This is a genomic window from Candidatus Magnetaquiglobus chichijimensis (genome assembly GCF_045865675.1).
Classification (GTDB): Bacteria; Pseudomonadota; Magnetococcia; order Magnetococcales; family Magnetaquicoccaceae; genus Magnetaquiglobus; species Magnetaquiglobus chichijimensis.
The window spans coordinates 1,858,279-1,876,673 of the sequence record NZ_BAAFGK010000004.1 but is presented as its reverse complement, the minus strand read 5'-3'; the positions used below and the strand labels follow the sequence as shown (position 1 = coordinate 1,876,673).

General features: G+C 55.5%; 18 protein-coding genes and 1 tRNA gene. 16 read left to right on the top strand and 3 right to left on the bottom strand.

Annotated features, from left to right (window positions below; all coding sequences use genetic code 11):
- The first annotated feature begins 25 nt into the window (after positions 1–25).
- From ACOY6C_RS12355 to ACOY6C_RS12345, 3 genes are all read left to right on the top strand, one after another.
- On the top strand, positions 26–1,345 hold the full coding sequence (locus ACOY6C_RS12355; protein ID WP_420905776.1) for a two-component system response regulator: 1,320 nt from the start codon (positions 26–28) through the stop codon (positions 1,343–1,345).
- A gap of 51 nt (positions 1,346–1,396) precedes the next feature.
- Positions 1,397–3,757, top strand: a complete 2,361-nt coding sequence (locus tag ACOY6C_RS12350; RefSeq protein WP_420905775.1) for a methyl-accepting chemotaxis protein — start codon at positions 1,397–1,399, stop codon at positions 3,755–3,757.
- 288 nt (positions 3,758–4,045) lie between these two features.
- A tRNA-Glu gene (locus tag ACOY6C_RS12345) sits at positions 4,046–4,121 on the top strand.
- A gap of 228 nt (positions 4,122–4,349) precedes the next feature.
- Here ACOY6C_RS12345 and ACOY6C_RS12340 read toward each other — a convergent pair.
- Positions 4,350–4,517, bottom strand: coding sequence for a DUF6444 domain-containing protein (locus ACOY6C_RS12340; RefSeq protein ID WP_420905774.1), 168 nt, complete (start codon positions 4,515–4,517; stop codon positions 4,350–4,352).
- 649 nt (positions 4,518–5,166) lie between these two features.
- Here ACOY6C_RS12340 and ACOY6C_RS12335 point away from each other — a divergent pair.
- From ACOY6C_RS12335 to ACOY6C_RS12305, 7 genes are all read left to right on the top strand, one after another.
- Positions 5,167–6,384, top strand: a complete 1,218-nt coding sequence (locus ACOY6C_RS12335) for a tyrosine-type recombinase/integrase (RefSeq protein ID WP_420905773.1) — start codon at positions 5,167–5,169, stop codon at positions 6,382–6,384.
- A gap of 1 nt (position 6,385) precedes the next feature.
- Complete coding sequence (locus ACOY6C_RS12330) at positions 6,386–6,643, top strand: DUF4160 domain-containing protein (protein WP_420905772.1); 258 nt, start codon at positions 6,386–6,388, stop codon at positions 6,641–6,643.
- Between the two features lie 5 nt (positions 6,644–6,648).
- The gene (locus tag ACOY6C_RS12325) at positions 6,649–6,900 is read left to right on the top strand and encodes a DUF2442 domain-containing protein (RefSeq protein WP_420905771.1); all 252 of its coding nucleotides are present in this window, start codon (positions 6,649–6,651) and stop codon (positions 6,898–6,900) included.
- Between the two features lie 103 nt (positions 6,901–7,003).
- Positions 7,004–8,182, top strand: a complete 1,179-nt coding sequence (locus tag ACOY6C_RS12320) for a BspA family leucine-rich repeat surface protein (protein ID WP_420905770.1) — start codon at positions 7,004–7,006, stop codon at positions 8,180–8,182.
- 106 nt (positions 8,183–8,288) lie between these two features.
- Positions 8,289–8,537 carry a DNA-binding protein gene (locus ACOY6C_RS12315; protein ID WP_420905769.1) on the top strand — a complete coding sequence of 83 codons (249 nt, stop codon included), beginning with the start codon at positions 8,289–8,291 and terminating at the stop codon, positions 8,535–8,537.
- Between the two features lie 9 nt (positions 8,538–8,546).
- Positions 8,547–11,138 (top strand): hypothetical protein, encoded by a 2,592-nt coding sequence (locus tag ACOY6C_RS12310; RefSeq protein WP_420905768.1) that lies wholly within the window; start codon positions 8,547–8,549, stop codon positions 11,136–11,138.
- A gap of 867 nt (positions 11,139–12,005) precedes the next feature.
- On the top strand, positions 12,006–13,970 hold the full coding sequence (locus ACOY6C_RS12305) for an ankyrin repeat domain-containing protein (protein ID WP_420905767.1): 1,965 nt from the start codon (positions 12,006–12,008) through the stop codon (positions 13,968–13,970).
- 1,297 nt (positions 13,971–15,267) lie between these two features.
- Here the strand turns inward: ACOY6C_RS12305 and ACOY6C_RS12300 are convergent.
- Positions 15,268–15,627: a hypothetical protein gene (locus ACOY6C_RS12300; protein ID WP_420905766.1), complete on the bottom strand. Its 360-nt coding sequence runs from the start codon at positions 15,625–15,627 to the stop codon at positions 15,268–15,270.
- Positions 15,628–15,708: 81 nt separating this feature from the next.
- The gene (locus tag ACOY6C_RS12295; RefSeq protein ID WP_420905765.1) at positions 15,709–16,152 is read right to left on the bottom strand and encodes a helix-turn-helix domain-containing protein; all 444 of its coding nucleotides are present in this window, start codon (positions 16,150–16,152) and stop codon (positions 15,709–15,711) included.
- 118 nt (positions 16,153–16,270) lie between these two features.
- On the opposite strand from ACOY6C_RS12295, the gene ACOY6C_RS12290 reads away from it, so the two are divergent.
- From ACOY6C_RS12290 to ACOY6C_RS12265, 6 genes are all read left to right on the top strand, one after another.
- Positions 16,271–16,531, top strand: a complete 261-nt coding sequence (locus ACOY6C_RS12290) for a helix-turn-helix domain-containing protein (protein ID WP_420905764.1) — start codon at positions 16,271–16,273, stop codon at positions 16,529–16,531.
- A gap of 102 nt (positions 16,532–16,633) precedes the next feature.
- Positions 16,634–17,065 (top strand): hypothetical protein, encoded by a 432-nt coding sequence (locus ACOY6C_RS12285; RefSeq protein ID WP_420905763.1) that lies wholly within the window; start codon positions 16,634–16,636, stop codon positions 17,063–17,065.
- 31 nt (positions 17,066–17,096) lie between these two features.
- On the top strand, positions 17,097–17,375 hold the full coding sequence (locus ACOY6C_RS12280; protein WP_420905762.1) for a DUF6874 family protein: 279 nt from the start codon (positions 17,097–17,099) through the stop codon (positions 17,373–17,375).
- 9 nt (positions 17,376–17,384) lie between these two features.
- A complete protein-coding gene (locus ACOY6C_RS12275; protein WP_420905761.1) occupies positions 17,385–17,537 on the top strand; it encodes a hypothetical protein in 153 nt (50 codons plus the stop codon).
- Positions 17,534–17,719 carry a hypothetical protein gene (locus ACOY6C_RS12270; protein ID WP_420905760.1) on the top strand — a complete coding sequence of 62 codons (186 nt, stop codon included), beginning with the start codon at positions 17,534–17,536 and terminating at the stop codon, positions 17,717–17,719. Before ACOY6C_RS12275 ends, ACOY6C_RS12270 begins: the two co-directional genes overlap by 4 nt.
- Before the next feature lie 214 nt (positions 17,720–17,933).
- Complete coding sequence (locus tag ACOY6C_RS12265) at positions 17,934–18,359, top strand: hypothetical protein (protein WP_420905759.1); 426 nt, start codon at positions 17,934–17,936, stop codon at positions 18,357–18,359.
- Positions 18,360–18,395 lie beyond the last annotated feature (36 nt).

The following is an 18,395-nucleotide window of genomic DNA, read 5'->3' as shown; positions in this document are numbered from 1 at the left end:
TCATGTGCAGGGTTGGGAGTGGAGCATGGAATTTGCCGGTGTACAAAAGGTTCCCCGCATTCTTGTCGCGGATGATTCACGTTCGGCGCGGGAGATGATCCGAAATTTTCTGGAAAAATCCGGATATCTGGTCAGCGAGGCGGCGGATGGCAAGGAGGCGGTGCGCAAGTTTCGCGAGACGCCCCACGATCTGGTGTTGATGGATGCCAACATGCCGGTGGTGGATGGCTATCGCGCCTGCGCGGAGATCCGTCGTTCCTCCCAGGGGGGGGATGTGGGGATCATCATGATCACCGCGCTCGACGACGACGAATCGGTGGAAAAGGCGTTTGCCGCCGGGGCCGAGGAGTACATCAACAAGCCGATCCGCTGGGTGGTGTTGCAAAAACGGATCCGTTTGTCGCTGGAGAACCGTTTTGCCAAGGAGCAGATCACCGAGGCGCGGGCACGCATGGAGGCGATCGTCAACTCTGCGGCGGATGCCATCGTGGTGATCAACGAACGGGGGGTGATCGAGTCGGTCAATCGGGCGGCGAGCCGGTTGTTCGACTACCCCATGCCGGATATGGTGGGCAAGAACGTGTCGATGTTGATGCCCACGCCCCATCGGGAACGGCATGATCAGTACATCAGCACCTATCTGACCGCCGGCAAGGCCAAGGTGTTGGGGATGACCCAGGAGATGGTGGCGATCAAGAACGGAGGGATGACGTTTCCGATCGAGTTGACCATCAGCGAGGTGCGGCTCAAGGATCGGATCCTGTTCACCGGGATCCTGAGGGACATCACCGAGCGCAAGGAGGCGGAAGCCAAGATTTTTCACCAGGCCCATTACGACGCCTTGACCGGACTGGCCAACCGGGCGTTGTTCATGTCCACCCTGGAAGATGCCGTCGGGCGCGCCAAGGCGTCGGGTCGGGAGTTGGCGCTGGTGTTCGTGGATCTGGACCGTTTCAAGTGGGTGAACGACAATCTCGGCCATGCCGCGGGGGACGCCTTGCTCAAGGCTGCATCCGGACGCATTCGTGAACCGGTGCTTGATGGCGATACCGTGGCCCGGTTGGGCGGGGATGAGTTCACCGTCGTTCTGGCGAATTGCACGCCGGAACGGGCCCTGGAAACCGCGCGTCGGATTTTGCATCGCTTGAACGAGCCGTTTGAACTGGAAGGGAGGGAAACCTTCATCTCCGGCTCGCTGGGCGTTGCGTTTTTTCCGCGTGACTCGCAGAATCTCCACGAACTGTTGAAGTGCGCGGATGAGGCGATGTATCGCTCGAAGAAAGCGGGGCGGAACGCGTGTCATTTTTTTGTTGGCGAATCGTTCTCCCTGCCACGCAACTACTGACACGCGGCATGGGGATGGTTCTGTTGCCGGGGATGGGGGTGACAACGAGGAATGAAGGGGCAACTGCGATTCAAGGTTTTGTTGCTGCTGGTCGCCGCGCTGCTGGTCATCGTGGGGTTGAGCGGCACGGCCACGTTCGAGCGGCTCACGCAGTCGCATGAGGCCGGTTTGCATGCGGATCTGGCCGAGTTGGCGGTGTTGACCGGCAACGTGCTCCATGAGGGGCAGAAGGAGCGCGGTTTGACCTCCGGGTATCTGTCGAGCGGCAAGAAACGGTTTCGACCGGAGTTGGAAGCGCAGCGCGCCGGAACCGACAAGGCGCTCGCCGCCTGGCTGGAGTGGTTCGGTCAGGAGCGGTGGCGGAATTTTGTGCCGGCGTTGATGCAAAAGGTGGAGCAAGCGGCGGCCAGTCGCGAACGGATTGGGGCGATCCGCAAAGAGGCCGAGGGGGAGAAAGCCACGGCCAATGAGGTGGTGCCCAAGTATACCGTGGAGTTGTCGATTCTTCTGGAATTGATCAACGATCTGCCCAGCCACTCCAACAACGTCTCCCTGGCCGCGCGCGCGTTGGCCTATGCCCATCTGGTCTCCGGCAAGGAGTTGGCCGGGCAGGAGCGTGCCTTGATGATGGCGGTCTTCACCGCCGATCGGTTCGATCCCGCCAAGTTGACCAAATACGCGCAGTTGGTGGGTGGACAGGAGGTCTATTTCAAGAGCTTCATGGACCTGGCTACGCCGGCCAATGCCGAGAAGGGCAAACAGTGGCTCGCCTCGCCTGCGGAGGAGGCTGTCGGCAAAATTCGCAAGCTGGTTTTTGACAAGGCGTTGACCGGTGGTTTCGGCATGGATCCTGGCGCCTGGTTTCAGGCTTCGACCAGGCGTATCGACACCATTAAGGGACTCGAGGACGCGTTGGCCCGTGATCTCGGCGATCTGGCCGGGGTGTTGCGGGTGCGGGCGGTGCGGGCGTTCTGGGTCTATCTCACCGGAACCATCGTGGTGGTGGGGGCGTTGTTGTCTGTGGTGGTGATCGGCATGGTGTCGGTTGGTCGGCGGGTTCAGGGGATTCTGTCCGGGCTGAACCGTCTGGGCCAGGGGGATCTGACCGGTCGCATGGAGTCTGGAAACGGTCACGACGAGCTGAGTGCCATCGCGTCGGGCATCAACACCATGACCGAGGCCATGGCGACCAATCTCAAGACCGTGCATGCCGAGGCGGAATCGGTCGAAAGGGTGGCTTCGCAATTCGTCACGTTGCGGCAGGAGATGGATCGGGAGTCGAGCGCCACGTTGCGGTTGTCTGCCCAGGTGGTGGAGGAGAACAACCGTCTCGACCACGAACTGGAGAAGCTGAAAGGTGACATCGATGCTGCGGTGGAGCGGATCGATCAGGTTTCCAAGGCCGCCGAGCAGCTCGCGCACGATGTGCATGGCACAGCCAGTTCCACCGAATTGGCGAGTGCCAACGTGCATGCCATGGCTGCCGCCGCCGAGGAGATGACCGCCAATCTGGCCGAGGTGAACCGACATCTGGAGGAGGTGGCCGCTTCGGTGCATCGGGTGGCCGATCGGGTGGATGACGTGCGCGATCTGTCCGTGCGCATCTCCGAGCGGTGCGCTGCGGCGGATGGCATCGCGGAGCAGGCGGATCGCTCCTCGAACGAAACCCTGGTCGCCATCGAGGGGTTGGCCTCTTCATCGGACGAGATCGTCGAGGTGGTCAAGTTGATCCATTCGATTGCGGATCAGACCCACATGTTGGCGTTGAACGCGGCGATCGAGGCGGCGGGGGCCGGGGAGAGCGGCAAGGGTTTCGCGGTGGTGGCGGGCGAGGTGAAGGAGTTGGCGCGGCAGACCGCCGAGGCCACGGAGTTGATCGAGGCCAAGACCAACGACATTCAGGATCGGACGCGGGTGGTGGTTCAGGCGATTCGCGAGATGGGGGAGTTGATCGATCGGATTGGATCTGGGAACGATGCGATCATCGAGGCGGTGAATCAGCAGCGGTCGGCGGTGGCGGAGATCGGTCAATCGATGGACCGGGTGGCCGATTCGGCGGGTCAGGTGTCGCGCAATTCTGGCGAGTTGGCCATGGCCTCGGACGAGGTGGCGCGGCGCGCTCAGGAGGCGGCTTCTGGGACCGGGGATGTGGCGCGGTCGGCGGTGTTGATGTCCGAGCATGCGGAGCGGGTGGCATCGGAGAGCGATGGAGCCCGGCGGCGGGCCGAGTCGATGCGCACCGTGGCCGAGGAGATGTATCGTGCCTCTGCCGAGGTGCAGAAGATGATGTTGGATGCGATGAACCATGTGGACGCCTTGGGAGAGACGATCGAGCGTTCCGGGAAGTTGACCGAGACGTTGAATCAGAGCAGCCATGCGTTGCACGAGGCGCGGGCCGGTTGGACGGTGTAGGAGTCTGGTATTGGCATGAGGGGATCCCCGCTCTCACCGCGCAATCGTGGACCTTCTTTCGGGCGGTCCACGGTAATGTTGCACGATTGGGGAGGAGATCCCCCCCCCGCACCCCCGACCGTGGACCACCCTGACTGGCGTTGCAGAGTAAAAAAAAAGATTGCAACTCCCGTCGAGTTGCGCTATGATGGCGAGATTGTTTCCAAGCTTGAAGGATGAAGCGTGATCGGCAATGGCACGCCAATCTTGATTCAAGAATCGCTTGACTTGATGCTGTATTCATCGCACGTCCTGTTCGTCTAGTGGCCTAGGACATCGGCCTTTCACGCCGGCAACACGGGTTCGATTCCCGTACGGGACGCCATTTCAAATCTGAAGCAGTCCAAAAAAGTCCAATAAGCCCGTAAAATTCAACGTTTACGGGCTTTTTTGTGTCCAGAGTGGTCCCAGAAAATCCGCTTGCAACCAACAAATTTGGTAACCGTTCAGGTCTGTAACGCGCTTTAAGCGGGCTGAATGACTTCGACTTCCTGGGATGGAAGCGGTGAGGGGGGAGGGGGCTGGTTTGTCCTGCAGGCGAGCCTCTACAGCCTCAATCAAAAATGCCATGACATGACGGATCCTGAGACGGCGGTTTGGAGGAATTGCTGGAATTCTTTTGCAATCGCTCTTCCAACGTGGCGACCCGTTTGACCAGCTCAGCAATCTGCTCCTGCTGCCGAGCAAGCAGTTCCCGAAGGGACTGGTTTTCCTCGCGCAAAAAGCAGATTCTCCTCCCGAAGAGCCCGGTTCTCTTCTCGCAGTCGTTGATTCTTTGCAAGTAGATCCGTGATGTTCAATTCCATGATAGCGTTCATGGATAAAGAATCTGACTGTCAATAATCATTCTGTCAAGGTATAGCGTCGCTCGGTACTGGGGTGAACGGTTACGATATTTTTACAAAACCATCTGGCGCGATACAGCCTGTTGATTGTCAGGTATCGGGAGGGGCCTTCATCCTGGAGGGAAAAATCTCACTGTGGTTACACCAAAAAAAACGGCCTACGTCGATACCGACGTAAGCCGTTTTTTTTCCTGGAGCCGCTTCTCGGAATTGAACCGAGGACCTGCTCATTACGAGTTTGCGAAAAACGGGTTTTAGCCATTTCTAGGCTGTTCGATATTTTTCTAAAATTGCTTGTGAAGCATGATGTTAATCTGTTATCTTCTTCTACGCGGTTTGAGCCGTTTTTAATCGAAGTGGCTACACTGTGGCTACATTGGAAAAACTGCTCATTATCTGCGGGCTGTTTTTTTGATGTAGCCACACCAGACCATGTTGGGGCATTTGTCGGGTGCAGTGGCTACATTCTGACCTGACTCATTAGCGATCAGGTCTGGTTTGGTGGCATTGCCTGGAGGGGTGTTTATGAGACTGATCAAGACCGCCATTGACCGTTTGCCTTTCCCGGAGTCCGGGCAGGTGCTCTATTTCGACGACACGTTGAAGGGGTTCGGCCTGCGGGTGACGATGAATTGCAAAACCTTCATCGTGGACAAGCGGATTGAAGGCAAGAAGAAGCGCATCACCGTGGGGCGGCATGGCGAGTTGACGGTTGAACAGGCGCGCAAGGAGGCTCAAAGGCTGCTGGGGGAGATTGCGACCGGAGAGGATCCGATTGCCAACCAGCGCGAAGAGGAGTTGCGGTCACGGACGTTGGAGGAGGTTTTCAAGGAGTATCTGGCATCCCGGCAACTGGCCGCCAGCACGGTGCGGAATTATCGGCTGGCCATGGATCTGCAATTTGCCGACTGGAAGGACAAGCCTTTCTTGTCGATCACCAAGGACAAGGTGGAACGTCGGCATGCCCTGGTTGGCAAGGAGCGGGGAGAGCCGTTTGCCAATCACGGCGGGCGGGTGTTGCGCGCCCTGTTCAATTTTGCGGCAGGCAAGTATGAGGATGCGCAAGGCAATTCGCTGGTCCGGGATAATCCAGTGCGCAGGCTCTCTCAGGTGCGCAGCTGGTTCCGCGAGACCCGACGCCAAACCTTGATCAAGTCCCACGATCTGCCCGCGTGGTATGCGGCGGTCATGCGGTTGGAGAATACCATTCTGCGGGATTACCTGCTGTTGTTGATCTTTACGGGTCTGCGGCGGGAAGAGGGTGCCCGGTTGCGGTGGGCGCATGTGGATCTGGCGGGCAAGACCCTGACCATCCCGGACACCAAGAATCACGAACCGCATACGCTCCCGCTGTCTGAATTCCTGTTCGAGCTCCTTTCCAGACGGCGGCGGGCTGCTTCCGAGAGTGCGGAGTTCGTTTTTCCTGGAAGTGGGGCAGGGGGACACCTCGTCGAACCACGCGCACAGATGCGGAAGATCACCGAGCAGACCGGCATTCACTTCACGGTCCACGATCTGCGGCGTACCTTCATCACCATGGCCGAATCGCTTGATATCCCCGCCTATGCGCTCAAGAAGCTGTTGAATCATCGAACCGGGGCCGATGTGACGAGCGGGTATCTGGTCATCGATGTGGAGCGGTTGCGGGGGCCGATGGAGAAGATTTCAGCCGCCATGCTCTCCTGGATGAGGGCTGGGCCATTGGCGGACGTGGTGCTGTTGCGGAAAGAGTTGGTTGGTTGAGATGCCAGTCTTTAGTCGTTTTTTCGGAATTGTGGTGTTCATGCACTGGAACGACCACTTTCCACCGCACTTTCATGCCCGCTATGGCGATCTTGAGGGGATGATCGGTCTGGATGGCGCGGTGTTGGAGGGGAATCTCCCGCGTCGCGCATTGGCGCTAATCGAGGAGTGGAGAAGCCTGCATGCCGGGGCGTTGCAAGAGAACTGGGAGCGTGTGCGTTCCCGTGAACCGCTGATTGATATTGACCCGTTGGAGTAACCATCATGCTGCACATCACGGACGTTGCCTATCTGGAAGAGTACCGATTGTGGCTGGCATTTGATAATGGCGTTTCCGGCCAGGTGGATCTGGGTGGAGAGTTGTGGGGGGAGATGTTTGCACCCTTGCTGGATCGTGCTGCGTTTGCCGAGGTTGCCCTGGATCGGGAGTTGGGGACCATCGCATGGAAGAATGGGGCGGACCTGGCACCTGAATATTTGTTGGAGAGGCTGCAACGTGAAGAAGTTGCGGCCTGAATGAGTTTGCCAGGATAGGGAATCGCGACCCGACAAGGCCGGACACCTTCAACGGCTTTCCTGGTAAAAATAATGAAGGCATCGCCGTTGAAGGGGCGAAACAATGCTTTTGACCCGTGATCAAATTTTGGCCGCACCTGCCAGGGAGTCAGATGCAACCTCCGCCGAACTTGAGGAGTGTGAACGCCGACTTGAAGGGCTGTGTCACACTCTGACCAAACCTTTATTATCTGTACGTTCATGGGTGAAAACACAGACAGATCAGTATGACCGGATAATTGCAGATATAGACCGTCAGAAAAAGTTTACTGACCAGATGCTGAAGACGTGGGACACCTCCTCGTTCCTCCGGGATCTGGAGACGTGGGGCACCTCCTCGTTCCTCCGGGATCTGGAGACGTGGGGCACCTCCTCGTTCCTCCGGGATCTGAAGACGTGGGACACCTCCCTGTTCATCCAGGAGTTGGAGAAAGATGAAAGTTACGCGCTTGATCGCAACCAAGCGAGATGGATTTCATGCGTCACCTTTGATAGGTCTGTTCATCACGAACTTAGAGTGATTTCTATTCCTCTGTTCACCCCTGATTGGAGCCTATACCGTGACACACCGTCTGCACCGTTATGGCATCGGATCGCCTATTCTCTGAACGTGTCCCCTTTGCTTCTGGAGGCAGTATGGCGACGTAGCGGTGCCATCAGAATGAATTTCAGAGAGTGGCTTTCGGGCTGTGGAGTGGCCTTTTCTGAGCGGTTACTGATTGCTGAATCGGCAGTGATATGCGGTTCGCTTGAGGCAAAAGGTTTTTCTTGTGTACTTCCGCACGCTCATTACGTAGATGCGGATAAATTCTTGCGGTGGGCCAGGCAGAACGGATGGAGAGTGCCAGATAAGCTGTTTTCTGTTGCTCCCATTACCATCCAAGGAAGCGTTGTCCACGAAACAGATCCCATTGTCCCCGATCCGCCAGCGACGTACCACGCCCCACCTAAGAATAAAGGAGGGAGACCAAGCGGTCGGGTTTCTCCTTTGACCATTCTGATTGAAGTAACCTACCACGCACTGTTGAAGGACCACCCGGAACGAAAGCCAACAGCGAAAGAAATTTTGCTTGAGATTCGAGACCACGACGACGAGCAAATCATCCAGGAGATAACTGGAGATCAAGATATCCTTTGGTGTGATCCTGTAACTCGCCAAGACCGCCCCTCGTTGACCTTTAGAACGCTACGCAATCGAATTTCAAGTATGTCATTCCCGATCAACCCCGCCGATCACGATTAACCTGCCAAAATCCCGATCAATCCCGACCAATCCCGGTTAACCAGTTAATCGGGATTTTGGTTTTCTAAGCTACCCTCGTCACTAATTTTCAGCATGAGGTGTTGCGATGAAGACCGAAAAAACACGAATTGAATTGTTGCGAGAGTTCGAGGACGCCCCCGTTTCGGCTCTGTTCGACCAAACGGCGATTGCTGCTGTCCTTGGATGTTCTGATAAAAAGCTGGAAAGAGATCGATGGATCGGGGGCGGGATCCCGTATCGAAAAATCGGCAATCTCGTCCGGTACTCGAAAGGCGATGTGCTGGCCGCAATTGACCGGTGCCCGTTGGTCAATTCGACGGCGGCTTGTTGCTGAGGGGTGCCCATGGACGCGATCACACAACAAAGAAGTCGCCTGGCTGGCATTTCGGACGGCTCACATTATGGACGCGAGAAGCTTTCTCCCACGTCTACCACCCAACTTCAACCCATCCTGGACGAAAGCGGAAATAATGCGCTGACACATTCCTCTGTTTGGTCGAACGAAACCGACAAAACCAACAAAACCGATTCTGTCAGCAACACACAATTCCTGGCGGCGTTGTTCGGGAATACCAAGTCCGATCACTGCCCGATCTTGGTAAGTTTTCCCGGCCATCCAGGCGAGGTGCCCGGTGGCGCATGGATGGGGCACCCCTGGAAAGAGAATTCCCCCGAACTGCCCGAGGCCAACAACAACTATTTCAGCTTGGCCGTGTTCCGTCCTGACGAGGCGGGGATCTACCGGCGACAGAAAGCCCGTTTCATGGCTCTGCACGCAGTCATGCTGGATGATATCGGCAGCAAGGTTCCCAGGGAACATTTGACCCTGCCCCCTTCATGGTTGCTGGAAACATCGAAAGGAAACTTTCAAGCAGGCTTCATCTTAAAAGAGCCGATCACCGATGGCACGGCAGCCGACCGGTTGATGAACGCCATCGTGACCGCCGGTTTATGCGATCCAGGCGCAAACGGTCCTCGTGCCCGTCTGGCGCGTTTGCCCGTAGCCGTGAATGGCAAGCACGAACCGCCCTTCCCATGCCGCATGGAGACATGGAATCCGGATCTACGCTATGCGGTCAAGGAACTGGCGGATGGACTGCAACTGGATATGACCACAACGGCGAGCAAACGTCGTGCCCGCTCTCCGGATAATCATGATCGGCATGCGGAGCGTGATCCGGTTTGGCTGCCGCGCCCGGATGAAAACGCAGTCCTGGCCGGGCTTCGCGACAGAGGGCTCTACAAAGGCCCGCTTGGCGATGGAAAGCATGACATCACCTGCCCATGGGTGGAAGAGCACACCGACAACCTTGACGGCGGAACCGCCTATTTCGAGCCTGACGACAATTGGCCCATCGGTGGATTCAAATGTTTGCATGGCCATTGTGCCCACCGGCATATGCACGCACTGCTCAAATTTCTGGGTGTCGATGCGCATGCCGCGCGAATGAAGTCGATCATCCGTGTGGTGCCTGGGGCACTTGACCGCATTGTGGATGCCGCCGAACGGGAACTTGTTCAGACCCGCCGTCATTATCAAAGAGGCGGTCTGATTGTTACCGTCGTCACCGATCCTGGCACCCGAGAAACTCGCGTCCAGGAAATCAGCCAACCGGCTTTGGTGCGTGCCTTGGCTGGGGTCGCAACATGGGAACGCTACGATGCCCGTTCACAGGCATGGGTGCGGACTGATCCACCCGAACGGCCTGTGAATGTGTTGTTCAATTCCGAAGAATATCCCCACCTGTCAGTCCTCAAGGGTCTGACCCGTCAACCTTATCTTCGGCCAGACGGCAGCCTGATGTACCGGGCAGGATATGATGAGGCCACAGGAATGTTCGGCGTGTTCAATGAGCGAGCTTTTGCCATTCCCGATCATCCGACCCGCGATGAAGCGGACGCGGCGGCCAAACTGTTGATGGGGTTGTTGTCGGAATTCCATTTTGCCAATGCTCATGCTCAGGCGGCAGCCTTGTCTGCGATCCTCACAGCCGTTGTCCGGCCCAGCCTGCCCCTTGCGCCGATGTTCCATGTGAAAGCGCATGTGCTTGGATCAGGGAAAAGCTACCTGTGCGAACTGATCACGGCCTTTGCCACGCCACAACGGGGAACACCAACCACCTTTCCTGCTGATGATGAAGAGTGCCGGAAATTGCTGTTGGCCGAACTTCTCAGGGCTCCAGCAGTGATCGAGTTCGACAATCTGACCAGCGATCTGTTGCCGCACAAGAGTCTTTGCACGGCTCTGACGTCGGAGTTTATGACCGGGCGGATTCTGGGTGTATCGAAAACCGCCACGGTCAACACGCGGGCCTTGTTCCTTTCCAGCGGCAACAATGTTGGACCTGTCCGCGACATGACACGCCGTTGCATTACCATCAGCCTGGATCCCGGTTGCGAGACGCCAGCGGCGCGATCCTTCGAGCGACCCGATCTGGTGCGGGAGGTGCTGGCAGAACGGTGGCGATATGTGTCGGCGGCGTTGACCATCGTGCGCGCCTGGATCGAGGCAGGCAGACCCAAGATCGAATGCAAGTCGCTGGTGAGTTATGACGACTGGTCGGACTTGTGCCGTCAATCGCTCATGTGGTTGGGCTTCGCCGATCCCACCAACGCTATTTTTGAATCCATGGCCGATGACCCGGATCGGGAGATTCTGGGCCGCATACTTCTGGCTTTGAATGCGGAGTTTGGCAATGCCCCCACCATGGTACGGGATATAGTCAAGCGGTCCGAGCATTCGGTTGACGACATGTCGAGCGAAGGAGAGTTGCGGGAAGTACTCCATGACATCGCCTTTGAACGCGGGGGGATCAACCGGCGGAGGCTGGGATGGTGGATTAAGCGCCATGAGGGCCAAATCGTCAATAGCTTGAAATTTGTTCGCGCCAGTGGCAACCGGTCGGCGGAAGCATGGAAGGTTGAATCGGTTTAGTCGGTTTCGCCGGATGATATCTGGTGATATCAGAAAAGTTGCAAAGAAGTATGGATCGACAGTTGGGCCAGCCGGAACCACCACGAACAATGCAGGAGTCTTGGTGGTTCCGGCCTTCAAATGGGATCTGTCTTGCATTTGTCATCTGGTAATCGTAAACTTTGGATATTCATGGCCCTCCACTGTATAGCTCAGACGGGTTCTGAGTATCGTGAAGTAGGTTCGGTGCCCGACAACTCTGAAACGTCTCTGAGATCGTTGTAGGGGCCGAGAACAGCGGTTCGGTATCATGAGGGCTGCGGAGGTTGCGAGCCAAAAGCCGTAGGTTCTCCGACACGGTCTGGAAAGCGACGGCCAGAGGCCCGGAGGTTGGCTAGTGGAAAACCAAAAAGTATCGATAACATTTACGTATAACTTTTGATTAACAAATAAAATATGAAAACTTTTATAAAAATCATAATGACGATATTTGTTAGTTCAATCGCATTGTTTCTTGTTGTTCTATGGGTGGCAGGGAAAACAATTCCTTCCGGAGAACAGGGGTCAAGTACAAAAAGGTTATCCAATAGTATCGCGACCTACGCAAGCAATGATAAATTTTTAATGCAGTGCCATAAATTGCTTGAGTTAACTCTTGTGACAAAACTACAATTTACAGACATCTCTATCCCTTATATTGAACCATTTAATGACGGCGACACTTATATTTTTGCATAGGGATATTCTACAAAATTTATTAAAGCAAAAAATAGAATTGGACAAGACGCTTCTGTTTCTTCTTCTTGCCTCGTCAGAAAATCTACACAAGAAATAATTGGAATGTCGGTGAATGGCCAAACTATTTTATAGGAATCACGAGGGCTCGACATGAAAAAATATAGTTGCTCGGCGCAGATTTATTCAATAAGAAAAAGCAATTATGTTTCGATGGGAGCAATGTTGATTTTGTTATCAACAGGCCTTGGGTATGCAGATCAGAGGTGCGGAGATACTGGGGGTGTCTGTCCACAAGTGTGGAGGAGCGACGACCAACCTCGTGCAACGGTCCAGGGCGATCTGGTTGTTGCACAGGCCAAGCCCGCAAAAGAAGGGAAAAATGTAAAAGCTAAAGATGGTGATGGCCAGACCGCGCTGATGATAGCCTCCAAGAACGGAAATCTTGCAGAAGTACAAACTTTGCTTGCTAAGGGGGCGGATGTCAATGCCAAGGAGAAGACTGGTTTGACCGCGCTGATGGTGGCCTCCGGCAAAGGACATCTCGAAATTGTCCAGGCACTGCTCGACAAGGGGGCGGATGTCAACGCCAAGGAGAAGACTGGTTTGACCGCGCTGATGGTGGCCTCCGGCAAAGGACATCTCGAAATTGTCCAGGCACTGCTCGACAAGGGGGCGGATGTCAACGCCAAGGATCAGGACGGTTGGACCGCTCTGGAGTTTGTCTCCGTAGAAGGACATCTCGCAATTGTCCAGGCGCTGCTTGCCAAGGGGGCGGATGTCAATGCCAAGAGTAAGAATGGTGGAACCGCGCTGATGGGGCCCGCTATGGAGGGACATCTCGCAATAGTCCAGGCACTGCTCGACAAGGGGGTGGATGTCAACGCCAAGGATAAGGAGGGAGGAACCGCGCTGTTTTATGCCTCCTCGAAGGGACATCTCGAAATTGTCCAGGCACTGCTTGCCAAGAGAGCGGATGTCAATGCCAAGGTAGAAAAGGGTGGCTTAACCGCGCTGATGGTGGCCTCCGGCAAAGGACATCTCGAAATTGTCCAGGCACTGCTCGACAAGGGGGTAGATGTCAACGCCAAGGATAAGAATGGTGGGACCGTGTTGATGGAGGCCTCTGCGAGTGGACAGCTCGCAATTGTCCAGGCACTGCTTGCCAAGGGAGCGGATGTCAACGCCAAGGTTAAGAATGGTGCGACCGCGCTGATGCATGCCTCCTCGGCAGGACATCTCGAAATTGTCCAGGCACTGCTTGCCAAGGGGGCGGATGTCAATGCCAAGACTGAGACTGGTAATGCCGCGCTGAAGGTCGCCTCCTCGGCAGGACATCTCGAAATTGTCCAGGCACTGCTTGCCAAGGGAGCGGATGTCAACGCCAAGGATAAGAATGGTATGACCGCGCTGATGGTTGCCTCCCTGAAGGGATATCTCGAAATTGTCCAGGCACTGCTTGCCAAGGGGGCGGATGTCAACGCCGGAATAGATGGTGAGACCGCGCTGATGGTGGCCTCCAGAGAGGGACATCTCGAAATTGTCCAGGCACTGCTTGCCAAGGGGGTGAATGTCAACGCCAAGAGTAAGGATGGTGAGACCGCACTGGCTCCGGCCTCCTCGGCAGGACATCTCGAAATTGTCCAGGCACTGCTCGACAAGGGGGCAGATGTCAACGCCAAGAATAACGATGGTTGGACCGCGTTGGTGCTGCCGTCTTCTAAGGGACATCTCGAAATTGTCCAGGCATTGCTTGCCAAGGGGGCAGATGTCAATGCCAAGAATAAGAATGGTTTGACCTCGCTGATGGTGGCCTCTGTGAGTGGACAGCTCGCAATTGTCCAGGCACTGCTCGACAAGGGGGCGGATGTCAACGCCAAGCAAAAGGCTGGTTTGACCGCGCTAAGCTTTGCTTTAAGACAAGGGCACCATGATATTGTTAAACTTCTGCGGACCAAGGGGGCTAAGGATGGGCAACCTACGAGCTCTTCCGCCCCTTCCTTCGATATCAATTCATACTGCAAGGACATGGCTATGAAAGCTGGCGGCAGTTACAGCCTGATGGAAAGCTGCATCGAGCATGAAACAAAGGCAAGGGACAGGCTCAAGAATCGTTAATTTTCCATAGACTGCCACGAAATGCAACAGGAGCGCGTGCAGAGACTGCAAACCGGGCATTCGTGCCTGCCCTATACCGTCGTGTGACGGTGGACGAGGCCCGACACCGTGACGCGGGCGGGAGCGCATGGAGCAGTGAAAACCTTCATCCGCGTCGTGGAAGGCCACAGACGCGCGCACAAAGCCTTATCGGGAACGCACTCAATTGGCGGCAGCCCGGCACGTGGAATAGGTTGTGTCGGTTTTATCGGTTTCATCCGGGTGCAATCAGAAAAGTGTCATCAATCATGGATCAGGCAGCAGTGACCAGTGAAAGCAGGCAGGTAGAATAGGTTTTGTCGGTTTTATCGGTTTCACTCCAGCGAAATTGGAAAAGTGTCAGCAATCATGGATCAGTAGCCGTAGCAGGTTTTTTTGCGGGCGTACTTTAAAGCGGCTTCCTTGATCTTCAGATGCGCCGCCAGCGTCCCTCCGGTTCATGGAATGGAGTTGAAGTATCATGTCTTGAGGACGCGACAGAGGGCCGTGCAAAGGCTGTAATCGCATATTGTGTCGTTGCCTTGGTCGGGAGGGCACCTGCAAGGCGTGTGATTTGTGGATTCGTATTGCTGGGGCATGTCTATCGCCATGTCGCCACAGGGAGAACAAGAAAATTGAAAATCGGGCTCCCTCCTGGCGACATGGATGGGGAGCATCAGCTTTCATTGCCTCGGGATGGGAAGAGGAGCACCCTGTTCCTGAAATAACCCCGTCTCCTACCCGTTTGTACCGATTATTTGGAAACGTGGTGGCATTCCACCTGGAAGGGGATGCTTGTTTCGCGCCAGATGGTGTTGGAAATCCGGGGGTGGGACTTGGGGGGACTTGGGGGGACTTGGGGGGATGGAAGGGGTTGATGGGGAAGGAGAAAGGATGGGGGGCGGGTGGCTGGGGCGGTGAGGGGGGCGGGGTGGGCGCGCCAGATGGTTTTGGAAATTCTCCTTGGCGGCACTGAAAGCGGGTGGCGCATCTTGCAGCACAAATCCATTCATTACAGATAGTTGGGAAAATATATGGCTAGGCGAACGTGCACGAAAACGTGCATGTTTGAGTTTTGCGTGCAAGTTTAAAAATGTCTATAAAAACAATTATATGAACAAGAAGATTCCGAAATCACAATCCGGAACATGCACGTCTCTATCAGGAAAGCAATCCCTTATATCCTATATCTATAGAAATATACCGCCCAGGCGACCAATTTGCCGGAGCGGGCAAAATGGTGTCCGCCCGAGCGTTCCGGGCGGACAGTGGGACGGGATCAGGGGGCCGGGTAGGCGGTTAAATAGACCACCGCCGACTCGAAATCTGCCTGCCTGATCTGGCTGGCGCGGCGCACCTCGAACTTCTTGTGAACGACGCTCCAGACTCTTTGTCGGGATAGTCCAGATCGTTCCGAGGCGCTGGCGACCAAGTTGGACAGGGTGACGAGCTGGTCCTCGGTGACCGGTTTGGATTGGCGCTGCTGCCACACGGCCACCGCGACCAATAGAGCGACGCACGACATGCCCCACACCTTGAAAGATAGACGCCTGCGCGTGTTCTCTGGCGTCGCACTCCTGATGAGGCCAGCCAACTCATCAAACTCTTGTTTCTTATCTGAATCCTGATCGGTATGCATGACAATCCTCCTGACAATGGCCCCGGCCCATTTTGGCCGTCAGGAGGTGTTACGGTTTTATTACAAATTCAGATGAACTCTTTATGTGCTGGCCGTTTTCAGGACATCCACGTACTCGCCTAAGCGGGCGGAATTCTCTTCCAGATTGCTCATCTGTCCGCGCTCTCGATCTCTCCTCACCAGCATCTTGCACAACAGCTTGACCATCTCCGCCTTCTTGGGGGGCGGCATTTTCAATTCGCTCTCATACAGCCAAGTGTCCACGAACTGCATCACATCCAGAACCAGCGCGGCGCCGACCTCCGGGTAATCCTCTAACCCTTTGGCCTGGATGTTAGGCTTATTGCTGCGAACCCCTGTCAACAGGTAACCAACATCAGCGCCAGCCTTGGCGATTGCTGATAGATAATCAGCATCGGGACTTCTGCTGTCGTTTTCGTAGTTCGTTTGAGTTCTCCGAGTCGCCCCTGATAGGCGTGCAAATTCCTCTTGCGTCAACCCTAATCGGTTACGCTCCTCTTTCAATCTGGCTCCAATAGGAAAATTCATTCTCACTTTTCAAAAAAATTGTTGACTTTGAGAACAAACGTTCCCATTCTATCAAGCATGAATTCTTTAACGAACAAACGAACCCGGTAAACCAATGGACAAGCACGATATCACAGCCGCCGTGCATCGGAACGGATGGTCATTGCGCCGACTGAGTGAGGCGCACGGATTCCGCCCCTGTTCCATCGGGAGGGCCTTGCACATGCCTTATCCAAACGCTGAATGGATCATCGCCGACGCCATCGGCATGAAGCCATGGGAGATCTGGCCGGAGCGGTATCCCAACGGGCCGACGGATCGCGCGACGGTGCGGCGGCGTTGCACAAAGCGAGCGGCCAATGGCGCGGGTCGGTGAAGCGATTCGCAGTCCGGTGTCATTCAACGTGTGGGTAAGTGTACCACACCCCACCAACATCTCAATGTCCATTTCCCGATGAGGATGGGACAGGAGGCAAACATGAGTGGAAATCAGCATACGCACGGTCCGTGGAGATGGGAGGTGAATGAGGCAGGTAAGAGCCTTTCGTTGGTCGGAGGGCTTCGACCAAAGTTCGATCTCACTATCATCCATGTCAGGTGGGGAATGGGGAGCGGATCCATGCTGGTCAGGGGTACGACGTTTGACGACATGAATCTGTTGTACAAGCTGCACGAGCGCAGAGACTGGATCGAGCCGTTTCCTGGGCGAGGCCACCACGCACATTGGTGTGCTTCGGTAAACCACCCCGACATGCGGCTGATAGCCGCCGCGCCCGAGTTGCTCGAATCTCTGACAAAGCTGTTTGAGTGGGCAATTAACATTCGGGCAGCAATGAAAATAAACGATAGTTTTACAGAGAAGTTGATCAATAGAGTAGATAAAACAATATCCGAAGCAACCGTAGGATGAAGGGTCAACCATCACAGGAGGAGATTACCCCATGATCAGCTTTGATGTTTCGAAGCGCGACAAGAAATTGATCGCCAAAATCGCCAAGCGGGTGAAAAAGATCTGCAAGCCCGCGAACGAAAGGATCATCGCAATGGATCTGACCGCCACCCATGCCAATGGATGCCCGTTGGATCTTTTGGGGATGCTCAAGGCGAGAGAGGTGGATCTTTTGCACGATGTTGGCAACATTCATAGTTCTTTGGATCGAAACACGGGCAAGTTGAAAGATTGTTTCGAGCCTCGGTATGCGGAAAAGATTCCGTTTTGAGGTGTCGATATGATCACCGAACCCGAGTTCCAGATCACCGAAGAAGATGAGGAAGAGTTAAGGATTATCGAAGAGCAGTTGAGCCGACTGTCGAGAGAAGAACTCGACCGGCTCATCGAAAGCATCATTAAGGATATCGACGCACGAAAGGAGGATCCATGAACAGCGAGCAAGACAATCAACAAATCAACGAGGCGGTGGAGCGTCTGAATCGTCTCGCAGACGCGATGCGGAACCTGACGGTTGAGGATATCGAGGATTATTGCAACGCCTTCCTTGAGCGCGAGGAGGCCGCAAAACGTGAGCAATCGTCTGACGAGCCGCGCGGCGGCGAAACTCCCTGAGGGGAGTCACGAAGCTCAACTCTTCCAGGCCATGGAAGGCCAAGACAAGCCGGGGGTGTCGAAACTCCGGCCATCACCGACCGTTTATTCGTGACGTTTGCCTTTGTGCGCACGACCTCCGGCGGGGCGGTGATCGAGTGGTCCACGTGACGGACCGAAATTTTTAGCAGATTTTAACCCATTTATAAATCGCGTTTTTTGGTTGTGAGACGGCGTGAACGGAAAACAGCTCAACCTTTTTGCTCCCGGCCTGGCTGTGGAGTACGCGATCAAGGAGGCGATGCAGATCGCCGCCAAGGAGAGTGGTTTGTCCCGCGCCCAGATCGTGGACGAGATGGAAAAACTGGCTGGCCGGAGCGGGGTGAAGCTGAACACCGGATCCGCCGCGCGTCTCACGGAGGATATGCTGGACAAATGGCTGAATCCTCAAGAATCGGAACGGATGATACCGCTCAAGTCTCTGGTGATCTTTTGTCGGGTGGTGGGGAGTCTGGCCCCGTACCGGGTGATGCTGGCGCCGCTGGAGGCCGAGGTGATCAGCGGGGAGGATGTGATTCTGTTGCAGTGGGCCAAGGCCCAGCAGCGCATCAAGGAAGAGCGCAAACGGTTGCGGCGTCTGGAAATGCAGATCAGCGGGTGAGAGCGATGCGCGATGACGGCCAGACTTGGGATTTGC

Bases quoted from the DNA above. Each gene is read 5' to 3' on its own strand.
- ACOY6C_RS12355 (WP_420905776.1), top strand. From the start codon at position 26: ATGGAATTTGCCGGTGTACAAAAGGTTCCCCGCATTCTTGTCGCGGAT.
- ACOY6C_RS12350 (WP_420905775.1), top strand. From the start codon at position 1,397: ATGAAGGGGCAACTGCGATTCAAGGTTTTGTTGCTGCTGGTCGCCGCG.
- ACOY6C_RS12335 (WP_420905773.1), top strand. From the start codon at position 5,167: ATGAGACTGATCAAGACCGCCATTGACCGTTTGCCTTTCCCGGAGTCC.
- ACOY6C_RS12330 (WP_420905772.1), top strand. From the start codon at position 6,386: ATGCCAGTCTTTAGTCGTTTTTTCGGAATTGTGGTGTTCATGCACTGG.
- ACOY6C_RS12325 (WP_420905771.1), top strand. From the start codon at position 6,649: ATGCTGCACATCACGGACGTTGCCTATCTGGAAGAGTACCGATTGTGG.
- ACOY6C_RS12320 (WP_420905770.1), top strand. From the start codon at position 7,004: ATGCTTTTGACCCGTGATCAAATTTTGGCCGCACCTGCCAGGGAGTCA.
- ACOY6C_RS12315 (WP_420905769.1), top strand. From the start codon at position 8,289: ATGAAGACCGAAAAAACACGAATTGAATTGTTGCGAGAGTTCGAGGAC.
- ACOY6C_RS12310 (WP_420905768.1), top strand. From the start codon at position 8,547: ATGGACGCGATCACACAACAAAGAAGTCGCCTGGCTGGCATTTCGGAC.
- ACOY6C_RS12305 (WP_420905767.1), top strand. From the start codon at position 12,006: ATGAAAAAATATAGTTGCTCGGCGCAGATTTATTCAATAAGAAAAAGC.
- ACOY6C_RS12300 (WP_420905766.1), bottom strand. From the start codon at position 15,627: ATGCATACCGATCAGGATTCAGATAAGAAACAAGAGTTTGATGAGTTG.
- ACOY6C_RS12290 (WP_420905764.1), top strand. From the start codon at position 16,271: ATGGACAAGCACGATATCACAGCCGCCGTGCATCGGAACGGATGGTCA.
- ACOY6C_RS12285 (WP_420905763.1), top strand. From the start codon at position 16,634: ATGAGTGGAAATCAGCATACGCACGGTCCGTGGAGATGGGAGGTGAAT.
- ACOY6C_RS12280 (WP_420905762.1), top strand. From the start codon at position 17,097: ATGATCAGCTTTGATGTTTCGAAGCGCGACAAGAAATTGATCGCCAAA.
- ACOY6C_RS12275 (WP_420905761.1), top strand. From the start codon at position 17,385: ATGATCACCGAACCCGAGTTCCAGATCACCGAAGAAGATGAGGAAGAG.
- ACOY6C_RS12270 (WP_420905760.1), top strand. From the start codon at position 17,534: ATGAACAGCGAGCAAGACAATCAACAAATCAACGAGGCGGTGGAGCGT.